10 protein-coding genes and 1 tRNA gene are annotated in these 13,846 nt (G+C 45.7%); 10 read left to right on the forward strand and 1 reads right to left on the reverse strand.

Annotated features, from left to right (window positions below; translation table 11 throughout):
- Positions 1-30 precede the first annotated feature (30 nt).
- The 4 genes from OCV54_RS14660 to OCV54_RS10895 all read left to right on the forward strand — a co-directional run bounded on the left by OCV54_RS14660 (position 31) and on the right by OCV54_RS10895 (position 6,187).
- On the forward strand, positions 31-3,258 hold the full coding sequence (locus tag OCV54_RS14660) for a glycosyl hydrolase 53 family protein (RefSeq protein WP_055223966.1): 3,228 nt from the start codon (positions 31-33) through the stop codon (positions 3,256-3,258).
- Positions 3,259-3,456: 198 nt separating this feature from the next.
- Positions 3,457-4,914 (forward strand): NCS2 family permease, encoded by a 1,458-nt coding sequence (locus tag OCV54_RS10885; RefSeq protein WP_055144107.1) that lies wholly within the window; start codon positions 3,457-3,459, stop codon positions 4,912-4,914.
- Between the two features lie 101 nt (positions 4,915-5,015).
- Positions 5,016-5,087 (forward strand) — tRNA-Arg (locus OCV54_RS10890).
- A 47-nt stretch (positions 5,088-5,134) separates the two neighbouring features.
- On the forward strand, positions 5,135-6,187 hold the full coding sequence (locus tag OCV54_RS10895) for a hypothetical protein (RefSeq protein ID WP_055223968.1): 1,053 nt from the start codon (positions 5,135-5,137) through the stop codon (positions 6,185-6,187).
- A gap of 49 nt (positions 6,188-6,236) precedes the next feature.
- On the opposite strand, the gene OCV54_RS10900 is transcribed toward OCV54_RS10895, so the two are convergent.
- A complete protein-coding gene (locus tag OCV54_RS10900) occupies positions 6,237-6,701 on the reverse strand; it encodes an Lrp/AsnC family transcriptional regulator (RefSeq protein WP_015533511.1) in 465 nt (154 codons plus the stop codon).
- A gap of 314 nt (positions 6,702-7,015) precedes the next feature.
- Here OCV54_RS10900 and OCV54_RS10905 point away from each other — a divergent pair, with 314 nt between their 5' ends.
- From OCV54_RS10905 to OCV54_RS10930, 6 genes are all read left to right on the forward strand, one after another.
- Positions 7,016-7,720, forward strand: coding sequence for a pseudouridine synthase (locus tag OCV54_RS10905; RefSeq protein WP_022216102.1), 705 nt, complete (start codon positions 7,016-7,018; stop codon positions 7,718-7,720).
- 35 nt (positions 7,721-7,755) lie between these two features.
- Complete coding sequence (gene ligA / locus OCV54_RS10910) at positions 7,756-9,792, forward strand: NAD-dependent DNA ligase LigA (RefSeq protein WP_055223970.1); 2,037 nt, start codon at positions 7,756-7,758, stop codon at positions 9,790-9,792.
- A 35-nt stretch (positions 9,793-9,827) separates the two neighbouring features.
- Positions 9,828-10,736 (forward strand): homoserine O-acetyltransferase MetA, encoded by a 909-nt coding sequence (gene metA, locus OCV54_RS10915; RefSeq protein WP_055223972.1) that lies wholly within the window; start codon positions 9,828-9,830, stop codon positions 10,734-10,736.
- Between the two features lie 443 nt (positions 10,737-11,179).
- The gene (locus OCV54_RS10920; protein WP_308936784.1) at positions 11,180-11,353 is read left to right on the forward strand and encodes a TnpV protein; all 174 of its coding nucleotides are present in this window, start codon (positions 11,180-11,182) and stop codon (positions 11,351-11,353) included.
- Between the two features lie 175 nt (positions 11,354-11,528).
- A complete protein-coding gene (locus OCV54_RS10925) occupies positions 11,529-12,191 on the forward strand; it encodes a TetR/AcrR family transcriptional regulator (protein ID WP_242849657.1) in 663 nt (220 codons plus the stop codon).
- Positions 12,188-13,699 (forward strand): hypothetical protein, encoded by a 1,512-nt coding sequence (locus tag OCV54_RS10930; protein WP_055223973.1) that lies wholly within the window; start codon positions 12,188-12,190, stop codon positions 13,697-13,699. The genes OCV54_RS10925 and OCV54_RS10930 overlap by 4 nt, the downstream gene beginning before the upstream one ends.
- The last annotated feature ends 147 nt before the right edge of the window (positions 13,700-13,846 follow it).

Raw genomic sequence — 13,846 nt, forward strand, 5'->3', positions numbered from 1 at the left:
TGCGTAATAATACTTATTAGGAGGGCATATATGAGAAGAAAGAGAATTGTAAAGCAGATTGGCTGTGCAGTTCTTGCAGGAGCGCTTATGGTAGGGCAGATCTTTGGATCTGGAGCTTCACTGATAACAGCGAAGGCTGCGGAGAGCTGGGTGGACACACTCAAGGTTGCAAATGGCGATTTTGAAACAGGTGACAGCAGTAACTGGACTATAGAGAGTGAATCGGGAGCTGAGCTTGTTGTAAAAAATGGTGGAAGTAATGTAAACGCCACATATTATCTGAATATCTGGGCTTCAGATGCGGCTGATGTCAGCATCACACAGACTGTAGAGGCTGTTCCTGCAGGAACATACAAGCTAGAGTATGATGTCGAGGGCGATGCACAGGATACAGGACTCACAGTATCTGTCGCTGATAAGTCACAGGCTGTTGGAGCCACGACCGGATGGGATGCATGGGCGACAAATGAGACAGAAGAGTTCGTTCTTGAGGATACAACTGATGTCAGCATTTCATTCAAGGGCAGTCTTGCCAAGGGATATTGGGGCAAGATAGACAATGTAAAGCTCTGCAAGCTTACAGACGAGGAAGATGTAGTTGAGCCTGTGGAGGCTGGAATATATGTGGACCGCGTGAGTGATCTCACATACACAGATCTGAACGGAGAGAAGCAGTCATTTATCGAGGGTGTAGACGTATCATCCTATGTGTCACTGAAGAACAGTGGAGTTAAGTATTATGACTTCGATGGCAATGAGCTTGACGATATCGGATACTTCAAGTTCCTTGCTTCATGTGGAATAAATTATGTTCGTGTCCGTGTATGGAATGATCCATATGATGCAGACAAAAACGGTTACGGCGGCGGTAACAATGATTTGGAGACAGCAAAGAAGATCGGACAGTATGCAACAGCAGCCGGAATAAAGCTTCTTGTGGATTTCCATTATTCAGATTTCTGGGCTGATCCAGGTAAGCAGCAGGTGCCAAAGGCTTGGGCTGACTTCACTCTTGACGAGAAGGCAGCTGCAGTTAAGTCATACACATCGGAGAGCCTTAAGACTCTGCTCGATGCTGGCGTTGATGTGGGTATGGTTCAGATCGGAAATGAGACGACAAATGGAATATGTGGTGAGTCATCCACGAACTGGGAAAACATGGCAAAGATCTTCAGTGCCGGAAGCGAGGCGGTGAGAGCCATCGACAAGAATATCCTTGTTGCCATCCATTTCACCAATCCTGAGAGAAGTGGCAATTACGCAAATTTTGCAAAGAGACTTAATACATACAATGTAGACTACGATGTATTTGCATCATCATACTATCCTGTATGGCATGGCTCAACAGACAATCTCACATCGGTTCTCAAGAATGTGGCAGACACATATGGCAAGCTTGTCATGGTGGCAGAGACATCATGGGCATATACACTGGATGATGGTGATGGACATGAAAATACTGTCAGAAAAGGTAAAGATGATTCTACAACTTATGATTTATCAGTTCAGGGACAGGCCAATGAGATAAGCTCCGTTATAAAAGCAGTAAAGAATACAGGTTCTTCAGGAATCGGTGTATTCTATTGGGAGCCTGCATGGCTTCCTGTAAATGTGTATGATTCATCTGCAGAGAATGCAGCAGACGTCCTTGCAGCCAACAAGGAGGCATGGGAGCAGTACGGTTCAGGCTGGGCATCATCCTACGCAGGAGAGTATGACGCAGCTGATGCAGGAAAGTGGTATGGCGGATCAGCGGTTGACAATCAGGCGCTGTTCGATTTCACGGGACATCCACTTGAGTCCCTCAAGACATTTGCATATGTTCATACAGGAACAAAGACCAAGAGAGAGGTAGTCTCAATAACAGTTGATGATGTTGAGATCGAGATAACAGATATTGCAAATGTAGCTCTGCCGACTGCAGCAACAGTAGCTTACAATGATGGCAATTCAGAGAGCGCAGACATCACCTGGGAGGATGGAGCGCTTGAGAAGGTAAAGAACTACGGTGCAGGAACATGTACTGTAAAGGGAACTGTGACAGTAAATGATGAGACTGTCGAGGTTCAGTGCAATGTAACAATATTAAAGGAGAACATCCTTGTAAATCCTGGATTTGAGTCAGGAAATGAGGGCTGGACGATCGCAGATACCAGCAAGGGACTTGCAATAAAGACAAAGGAAGACTACAGAAACGGAGCATACTGTGCACATTACTACAATGCTTCAGATTTCACATATGACATGTATCAGACCATCACACTTGAGCCGGGAGAGTATATGTTCAGCGCATATCTTCAGGGCGGTGCAAATGGAGATAACGATGTGTATGAGGTGTATGCAAAAGCTGGAGATACAGAGCTTGCATCAGCTTCAGCAGTTCCACAGGGATGGAAGATATGGCAGCATCCTGAGATTAGATTTACAGTGGAAGAGACAACAGAGGTTGTTGTCGGAATGAGAGCAACCGCATCAGGTAAGGCATGGGGAACATGGGATGACGCATATCTCTACAAGGATGCGGATATCACACCGACACCGGATCCGGATCCAACACCGGACCCAGATCCAACACCAGACCCAGATCCAACACCAGACCCGGATCCAACACCAGATCCAATACCAACACCGGATCCAGATCCAACACCGGATCCAGATCCGACACCAGACCCAACTCCATCTATTGATACAAGCAAGAATGGTCTTGTGAAGGAGAATGGAAAGACCTACTTCTATAAGAAGGGCGTGGTTCAGGAGAATTACACAGGATTTGTCAAGAGTGCCGGAGTCAACTACTATGTTGTAAATGGCGTGGTAAAGACAGGATACAAGGGACTTGTAAAGAGCCCTAAGACGGGAAAAACATATCTTGTAAAGAATGGCAAGATTTATACAGCATACACAGGTTTCTACAGAAATTCAAAGGGACAGCAGTGTCTCATAATAAAGGGCAAATTTGCAGAGAGCAAGACAGCCCTTGTCAGAAGCACTAAGAATAAGAAGTATTACTATGTAAAGAAAGGTATAATCCAGTCAGGTTATACAGGCTTCTTCAAGAGTACCACAACAGGTGCTAAATGCTATATCTACAAGGGTGTATTCCAGTCAGGCAAGACGGGAATAGTAAAGAGTCCTAAGAATCACAAGAACTACTATGTGAAGAAGGGCAAGATCGCCACAGAAGTTACCGGTATAGTTAAGATATCAGGTTCAAGATATAAAGTAGTGAGAGGTCTTGTTGTCAAAAAAGTAAAATAGTACAGAGTAATACATATATACGATAGTCCGATTGGGGAATACCCGGCCGGACTATTTTATTATTTGTTTATATGTTATTTAATTTTTGTAAGGAACATTAAGAAATTATTTGAAAGTAGTTGAAAAAGTATCATTAAGTGATATAGAATGGATAAGTATTTGTTTATATTATACTAAAACGAGAAAAGGAGAGTAATCATGGACAAATTCTTCAAAATCTCAGAGCGTGGGTCTACAATCAAGACCGAGATCATGGCAGGACTTACAACATTCTTCGCCATGGCATACATCGTTCTGGTCAATCCAAATCAGGTTGCAGGAGAAGGCAGCAATGGCTGGCTGGCAGGGGCAGTTCCAGACATGGCTGGTGAGCTTGGTACAGTATGGAATGCTGTATTCATCGCATCTATTCTTGTTGCAATAGTGGGAACACTTCTCATGGCGTTCCTCGCGGACATGCCATTTGCACAGGCCTGCGGAATGGGACTTAACTCATTCTTCTGTACTATCTTCGTAGCTGGTGCAGCATTTGCAGGTGTGAGTGTTATCAGAGGTTATCAGGCAGGTCTGGTAATAGTATTGATATCAGGTCTCGTATTCCTGATCCTTTCAGTGACAGGACTCAGAAAGTACATTGCAGTTGCAATGCCTGAGTGCCTTAAGAAGTCAATTCCGGCAGGTATCGGTCTGTTCATAGCTCTTATCGGACTGAAGAATGCAACACTTATCCAGGACAACCCATATACATTTGTTCAGTTCTTTGATTTTCACGGTGTGATCACAAGCGCTGGCAGCACAAAGGAGGCTATTGCACAGATCGCACCTCCTATAGTAGCATTTGTAGGATTTATAATAATTGCGATCCTTGCAAAGCTTAATGTAAAGGGTAACATTATCATAGGTATCCTTGCATCTACAGTATTATATTATGTTATGATGCTTCAGGCACCTAACTTTGATTTCTCATCGATCGGACAGTCATTCAAGGATTTCGGTTCAGTCGGATTCCTCGGAGTGTTCCAGGGACAGGCATGGAAGGATGCATTCTCTGCTGAGTATATCGGCGGTGTGTTCTCAGCAATCATGCTTGTTGTCAGCTTCTGTCTGGTAGATATGTTTGATACCATCGGAACTCTCTATGGTGCAGCTTCCCAGGCTAATATGCTTGACGAGAAGGGTGACCCAATGAAGCTTGACGAGTGTATGATGTGTGACTCTATAGGTACTGTATCAGGAGCTATTCTCGGTACATCAACATGTACAACATTTGTAGAGTCAGCTTCAGGTATCGCTGCAGGTGGTAGAACAGGTCTTACAAGTTTGGTTACAGCAATCTGCTTTGCAGTATGTCTGTTCCTCAGCCCTGTTGCCAACATCATTCCATCATGTGCAACAGCACCAGCACTTATCTTCGTAGGTGTACTTATGGCTAAGAACTTTGCAAAGGTTGATATGGAGGATATGCGCTCAGCAGTTCCTGCATTCGTGACATTCCTTATGATGCCACTGACATACTCTATTTCAAATGGTATCGGTCTTGGCGCTATCACATATGTTCTTATCACACTGTTCACAGGCAAGTATAAGAAGCAGGATATCGTAGTGACGATTATTGCACTCTTATTTATAGTAAAATTCGTTTCGGTAACTATGTAATTATTTAGTGACACAAGAGAATTCAAAGCGTTCCCGCATATAAGTGCGGGGACGTTTTTTTATTTGCCAAAGTGAGTTTTTTGTAGTATCATACCAACTGTGTACCAGTAGCCAATCGGATACGGCAATGGCCTCCGGAGCCATGACGGGCGGTTCGACTCCGCCCTGGTACGCTTTTTTATACTCTGATATTTATTTCGTAAAAGGATGATATGCAGTGATGAAGAAGAAAAAGAATTTGGAAGCGGAAGAACAGAATATAGAAAATGAAGAGCCGGAGTTGGATAGGAAATCAGAGATCGGTGGAGATTCAGAGACAGATGATGACTTAGATGACGGTGAAGAGCCGGAGTCAGACGATGAATCGGATGACAGTGGAGACTCGGGATTAGATGATGACTTAGATGACAGTGAAGATTCGGAGCTGGCTGATAACTCAGAGCCCGGCGGAGCTTCAGAGGTTGAGGAGACCCCGGCGAGACAGAAAAGGCCGTATGAGGATTATGTCATAGAAGATCCTGAGGATATGGATGATGCACCGGATACCGGAGATATGTTCGATGATGAAGAGCTGTATGGCGATGACGATTATTTTGCCGAAGAGAAGGCAAAGACGCGGAAAGGCCGAAGAAGATCCAGACATGGTGGGATCTCTGGTGGTGTTCTTGCCTTGCTGTGGGCGGTATTTCTGATACTTGTCGGAGTCTATGTGTATGTATTTTTTATAAACGATAAGCTGTTCACAGAGAACATAACCGGAAGAGATAACACGGTGAGACTGGAGATACCAGACGGAGCAAATTACAGGCTGTGTACGATCGATGAGATAAATCAGCTAGTGAACAATTATCTTTTGGCGAGAACAAAGGCAGATCAGACGACACTTCAGAGACTGGTCACAGATCCGTCGGAATTTGACGACATGAAGAGCATTGAGATAGCAGCGGAGTATATAACGGCGTACAACAAGACCACCTGTTATATAGCCAACGGATATACCGCAGATTCGTATATCGTGTACGAATTATCCAATCTGATGATAAAGGATGTCAACTCGGAACCGCTCGATATAAGGTCGTTATATGTGACGAAACAGTCAGATGGAAGCTACAAGATCAACAATTCGGCTTTGTCTGACAAGGAGAGCTCGTATATCAACACCATCAACTCATCTGGTGATATACAGGCGATATATGAACATGTAAAAGAAAACAATGATTATCTGCTTAGAACGGATGAGACATTTAGAAAGTTCCAGAATATGTATAATTAAAGAAAACGCAGGCTTTATGCCTGCGTTTTATATTATCACTGTATGAGATTTACATAGCCTCTGAAGAGTCTATAGTATCTGTGTCGATCAAAACCCCTCTGGTAGGAACCGGTGTGGAGAATACTATCTGTGTCTCTGTGCTGCCAAATCTCTGGAGCTGTCCGATAAATGAGTCGAGATCCATGGTATTAGGAAAGCAGACTTTCATGAGCATGGAGTGCGCGCCGGTCACACAGTTGCATTCCAGTACATTTGGACATGCTTCAACAAATGGATAGAAGGTTGGCTTCTGTTTTGGATCAAGAGCCATGTGTATAAATGCTGTGATGTGATATCCGAGAGCCTCATGGTTGATGCTTGCGTGATACCCGGTCAGTATTCCTGCTTTTTCAAGCCTCTCTATTCTTGCTGAAACTGCCGGCGAAGAAAGGAAGACTTTGCTGGCCAGATACTTGAGTGGCGTTCTGGCGTTGCCCTGTAAAAGATGAATGATTTTTCTGTCGATGTTATCCATAATATGCACTTCCTTTTCCTAAAATAAAAAAAGGTGCGTTTCCGAAGAAACACACCTTTGCGTTTGCTTAAATATACATTAATTGATAAAAAAAATCAAGGACTTTTACAAAATTAATTTAACTGAATCTTTGCTGTGGGTTATACATGGTGTGATGAATGGTTCACAAAATGAAAAATAAATGGTATGATGGTTCTGCATATTGGTTAGAATTTACTGGCCTTGGTCTGGCTGATACATGGTGTATGCTGACCAGAAATTAGAATGTGAGATATGTATTAACAATATAGGAAAATAATAACAGAGGAAAGATTATGGCGGATGGAATAAGACTTAACAAATATCTCAGTGAGGCGGGCGTGTGCTCAAGGCGCGCTGCGGATACACATATAGAGAATGGAAAGGTTACGATCAACGGAGAGACTGCAGTCATGGGTCAGAAGGTCATGCCCGGGGATGTGGTGACATTCATGGGCAGGAAGGTTCAGCAGAAGGATAGGACAGTGATCCTGGCATATAATAAGCCGATAGGACTTACCTGTACAGCGAGTAAGGCTGATCCAGACAATATATTTGATCACATAGATTATCCGATCAGACTTCAGTACGTGGGAAGGCTGGACAAGGACTCCCAGGGTCTACTTCTTCTGACAAATGATGGTGACCTGTCAAATGCCATCCAGAAGTCGGTGAACAACCATGAGAAGGAATACAGAGTGAGGGTGAACCGTGAGATAACAGAGGACTTCATCAGGAAGATGTCGGAAGGAGTGCCTATACTTGATACAGTGACAAAGAAATGTAAGGTGCGAAAGATAGATGACAGATCATTCATGATAGTGCTGACACAGGGCCTCAACAGGCAGATCAGACGAATGTGTGATGCATTGGGCTACAGGGTAGTGAACCTGAAGAGAGTCAGGGTCTGCAACGTGAAGCTTGGCAATATGAGACCTGGAGAGTTAAGGGAGCTCAGCCGCGAGGAAGAGGCAGAGCTGAGACGGATAGTGGGGATGTAGTAGAGAGTGTATATAGGATTTTTTGTGGGGTGTGTATGGAAGATATTAGTAGAAATACCAGTGAAAATATTAAAGAAAATAATGACATCAGTGGCAATAACGATAATGGTAAGATAGCCAGAATTAAAGAACTTGTAAAGCAGCTCAACGATGCTGCAAAGAAATATTATATGGAAGATACAGAGATCATGAGCAATCTGGAATATGATGCTCTGTACGATGAGCTGAGTGCCCTGGAGAAAGAGACCGGGATGGTCATGAGCAACAGCCCGACGGTCAAGGTAGGATATGAGGTCGTCAGTGAGCTGCCGAAGGAGGCTCACGAGCATCCAATGCTTTCTCTTGACAAGACAAAGGATGTAGGTGCTCTTGCGTCATGGCTTGGCGGTCAGAAGGGCGTAATATCCTGGAAGATGGACGGACTCACAGTTGTTCTCACATATGAGAACGGAGAGATGATAAAAGCGGTTACCCGTGGAAATGGTGAGATAGGTGAGGTCATCACGAACAATGCGAAGGTATTTGCAAATGTACCTCATCACATCCCGTACAAGGGCAAGCTGACGATCAGAGGCGAGGCGGTCATCAAATACTCGGATTTCAATGCGATAAATGAGAAGATAACGGATGCGGAATCTAAGTACAAGAACCCGCGAAATCTGTGCAGCGGCTCAGTGAGACAGCTCGATAACAAGATAACAAAAGAGAGAAATGTACATTTCTTCGCTTTTAATTTAGTGGACGGTGAGGATGTGGACTTCCACAATTCATTCAAATATCAGCTTGACTGGTTGGAGCAGCAGGGATTTACCGTGGTAGAACACTACCTGACAGACTCGGCGGCACTTCCTGATAAGGTGAGGGAATTTTCAGAGAAGATAACGGAGAATGACTTCCCATCGGATGGTCTGGTACTCATGCTGGATGATCTGGCATACGGAAGAAGCCTGGGAACCACAGCCAAGTTCCCGAGAAATGCCATGGCGTTCAAATGGGCGGACGAGGAAGCGATAACCCACCTCCGCTATGTGGAGTGGAGTCCATCAAGAACTGGACTCATCAACCCGGTTGCTGTATTTGACCCGGTGGAGCTTGAGGGAACAACAGTCAGCCGTGCCAGCATACACAACGTCAGCATACTTAAGTCATTGGCGCTTGGCGAAGGTGATGAGATTGCAGTGTACAAGGCGAATATGATCATTCCGCAGATTGCAAGGAATCTAACCATGAGTGGTAACGTGGTCATACCGGCTGCGTGTCCTGCATGCGGAGGAGAGACTGAGATAGTGAGGGAGGAAGGCGGTGCAGTGTCAGGAGTTGAGACTCTGTACTGCACAAACCAGTTCTGCCCTGCGAAGAAACTTAAGTCATTTTCACACTATGTGTCCAGAAATGCGTTGAATATAGATGGACTCTCAGAGGCGACCATAGAGAAGTTCATAGATGAGAAGATCCTCGAGGAGCTTCCTGATCTGTATAAGCTTGCGGCTCACAGAGAACATATAGTTGAACTTGAGGGATTTGGCGAGAAGTCGTACAACAAGCTTGTGGCTGCGGTGGACGCATCCAGACAGACGAACATGTGGCGTCTTGTCAATGGTCTCGGCATTGCAAATGTCGGAGAGGCGACAGCCAAGCTCATGGCAAAGCATTTTGCAAATGATATGGATGCCATGAAGAAGGCAGATGTGTCAGCATACGTTGAGATAGACGGAATCGGTCAGGTTATAGCAGAGGATATAGTCAGATACTTTGAAAATGAGAAGAATTGTGCTATCATAGATAGGTTGATGGCTGAGCTTACGTTTGTGGATGAGGTTTCTGATACGGAGCAGGATCTGGCGGGCAAGGTGTTCGTCATAACCGGTTCGCTCACCCATTTTGACAACAGAAATCAGCTCAAGGAACTGATAGAGAGCAGAGGAGGTCAGGTTACAGGTTCTGTATCTGCCAAGACCTCATATCTTATAAATAACGATGTGAATTCTACATCATCCAAGAACAAGAAGGCAAAAAGCCTTGATGTGCCTATCATATCTGAGGAGGATTTCTTAGAATTGATTGGACAGTAGGAGTAACTGTAGTAAATGGAAAGGAATGAATAGAGATGCCGATAAGAATAGATGATGATCTGCCGGTTAAGAAAACATTGGAGGACGAGAACATATTTGTCATGGGAACAGGAAGGGCGCACAGCCAGGACATAAGACCCCTTGACATCCTGATACTCAACCTCATGCCGCTGAAGGAGGACACAGAGCTGCAGCTCATGCGAAGCCTGTCAAACACCCCACTTCAGGTGAACATCACGCTTCTTAGAACCATGTCCTACGAGTCCAAGAACGTGACAAAGGGACACCTTGACAGATTCTACGAGGATTTTGACAGCGTAAAGAACCGCAAATGGGACGGTTTCATCATAACCGGAGCACCTGTTGAAAAGATGGAATTTGAGAATGTTGACTACTGGGATGAACTCCGCGAGATCATGGACTGGTCCGAGACAAATGTCACATCGACCATGCACATTTGCTGGGGCGCCCAGGCGGGACTCTACTACAGATACGGTGTGCAGAAGTTCGACCTTCCGCAGAAACTGTCAGGCATATACGAACATCACACCTTCCACAAGAGAACACCGCTAGTCCGCGGTTTCGACGATGTATTTTACGTGCCACATTCAAGATACACGGGCGTATCCAAGGAGGACATTGTAAACAATGAGCACCTTGAGATCGTAGCCGAGTCAGATGTGGCTGGCCCGTACCTCATAATCGGTGACGGCGGCAAGAACATATTTGTCACAGGACACCCTGAGTACGACGTGCTGACCCTTGACCAGGAGTACCACAGAGACCTCGCCAAGGGACTTAATCCACAGATCCCGGTGAACTATTACCCGGACAACGACCCGGAAAAGAAACCAGTGAAGAAGTGGAGATGCCACGCGAATACTTTGTATGCGAATTGGTTGAACTACTATGTTTATCAGCTCACGCCGTATAAGTGGGAGTAGGAGCTGGTGAGATCGCATAAAAACTGAGGGGTTAAGCCAAATTCGTTACATATCAATAAAGACAAAAATGTATGTAAAATGATGTGATTTTCCATAATTTAATGACTTTGTGGCGATTAATTGGTGTTTTTTCAAAATGCAGATGGTGTTTTTTTAAAACGGCGTTAGGCAGGGAAGATATTAAATATAAAATTAAAATACAGCACTATGTAGATGAGTGGGAGTTATCTATATGGTGCTGTGTTTTTCGTTGTAATTTCTTAATCTATAGTATTTAGAAAGGCGAGTAATGCCTCTCTTTGTACAGAGTTGAGTCTATATATTCTGGTTGACAGTGGATCATTGATTAGAACCTTATTATCATCATCAAAAAAATCCCTTAATGAAATGTCAAGTGCTTTGCACAATTGGAAAAGAACTTCTATTATCACCGTAAGCAATCCGTGCAGAAAGCCGGAGAAGCAATATTTTCTCGGCTGGTAAAACAGTTTTCCGAAAAAGAGGGCGTAACGGAAGCCCTCAAAGCGGAAAATCAAATGCTGTGGGTGCAGAGGATGAACAACAGACGGCGGCTTTTCCTTTTCAGGCAGTATTCAATAAGTCATAAAGTTCCGTGAGTAATGGAAGAAGCCAGCGTTTGCGGAAATGTCACAATTTACGGAGGTAAAGTTTCAAATTCCACTTGCCTTTTTGCACTTGTTATGATATTATTAGTATGCGTACTAGGATGCTCAAAGAGAGGTGATATATTTGCGGAGAGACAGCAGTGAAACAAAGAGGAAAATACTGACCGTGTGCGTCCGTCTCTTTTTGGAGCAGGGGTATAAAAACACCTCTGTCAGTCAGATTGTGGATGAAGCAGGTGTTGCAAGAGGAAGCTATTTGAATTTGTTTCCTACCAAGGACAGAATTTTGCTGGAATTGACCGAAACGATGTTCGGCGGACAGTTCGGCGTGGCAAGAAGCATTGCAGACAGCAAGCTGCCGCCGGTTTACGCTTATGCGGTGGAAACGGCGATTCAACTGACACTGACCGAGTTGAACGAGAACCTGCGGGAAATCTACATCGAAGCCTACTCCCTGCCCGAAACATCGGAATATATTTACCTGCATACCACAGCAGAGCTGAAACAGATTTTTGGTGAAAAATTTCCCGATGATACCGAGAGCGACTTTTACGAGATGGAAATCGGCACGGCGGGACTGATGCGCAGCTATATGGCGAGAAAATGTGATATTCATTTTCCGTTGGAACGCAAGCTCAGCCGCTTTTTGACGGCGGCTATGCGGGTGTATCGGGTACCGGAGGCAGAGCAGGCAAAGGTGCTTGCCTTTATTCAATCACTGGATATCAAGGCAATCGCCACCGAGGTAATGTATAAGCTGTTCGCCATGTTGGAAATGAAATATGACTTTAAGCTGTCAAAGGACAGCAAAGGAGAGGAGACTATATGAATAAGAAAATTTTGAGCGTTGTGCTCATACTGTGCGTGATGCTGGCTGTTATGCCTATGACGGCATATGCGGCGGATATTGCGTTATGTACTAAATGCGGCCAGAGACAAACGGTAAGGGTGACTTGTCAATACGCAAATGATAAATGGCACCGATGCGATCTTACATGCACGGTGTGTGATAATACATGGTATTACTGGATGGAACACCAATGGAGCGGAACGGCGACTTGCACAAGCGGAATGACATGCACGGTTTGCGGCGGATCTTCCGAACCGCTTGGGCACGACTGGAGCACTTGGACGCAGAACAGCGATGAAAAGACCCACACCCGAATCTGTAAGCGTGACACCAGCCATACGGAAACCGAGAATTGCCACGGCGGCACGGCGACCTGCATCGCCAAGGCTGTCTGCACGGTCTGCGGCGGCGAATACGGCGAGATGGCGGCACACAGCTTCACTGCCGAAAAAGCAGAGGCGCAGTATTTGAAGTCTGCTGCAACCTGTACCAAAAAGGCGGTCTACTACAAGTCCTGCGCAGTCTGCGGTCTGAGCTCCGAGGGCACGGCGGATGAGGCGACCTTCTTCTCCGGCAATGCGCTGGATCACGACTGGGGCGATTGGACGCAGAACAGCGATGAAGAGACCCACACCCGAATCTGTAAGCGTGACACCAGCCATACGGAAACCGAGAATTGCCACGGCGGCACGGCGACCTGCACCGCAAAAGCCGTCTGCGAGGTATGCAAGTCTGAGTATGGCGAAAAGCTGCCCCACGACTTCACGGCGGAGACCGTGGATGCAAAGTACCTGAAATCCGCCGCCACCTGCACGGGAAAGGCGATCTATTACAAGTCCTGCGCAGTCTGCGGTCTGAGCTCCGAGGGTACGGCGGATGAGGCGACCTTCTTCTCCGGCAATGCGCTGGACCACAACTGGGGCGCTTGGACGTCCAACGAAGACGGCACCCATACCCGCACCTGCACCGTTGACGGATGCTCTGCAGGCACGCAAACGGAGAATTGCATCGATGCAAACAAAGACCACAAATGTGATATCTGCGATTATATAATCAGCGAGTGTGCAGACGATAACAAAGACCACAAGTGTGATTATTGCGGCAAGAAGCTGACTGAGCACACCGGCGGGAAAGCGACCTGCAAGGACAAGGCAAAGTGCGAAGTCTGCGGTGCGGAATACGGTGAGCTTGATGCGAAGAACCACACCAACTTAAAGCACTTCCCGGCAACTGCGGCGACCAAGACCACCGAGGGCAATATCGAGTACTGGTACTGCGAAGGCTGTGGCAAGTATTTCAGCGACAAGGACGGTACAAAGGAAATCAAAAAAGCCGACACCGTAACGGCGAAGCTGAAGGACGATTCCAAATCTCCGCAGACCGGCGATACAAGCAACCTTGCTTTGTGGATTGCCTTGCTGTTTGTCAGCGGCGGTGCAGCCATTGGCACAACGGTTGTCAGCAGAAAGAAAAAGTACAACAGATAATTGAATAGCGTTCCCTTGCTCCATCTTCCGAGCAAGACAAAAGCGTCGTAGCGATGATATGTACCCAGAATCCTGGACACATATTTATGAACTAGGCTGAACACATGGATGCTATCCTGTATTGTACAGGTGGCATCCATTTTGTTT

Source organism: Coprococcus aceti (assembly GCF_025567285.1).
Classification (GTDB): Bacteria; Bacillota; Clostridia; order Lachnospirales; family Lachnospiraceae; genus Coprococcus; species Coprococcus aceti.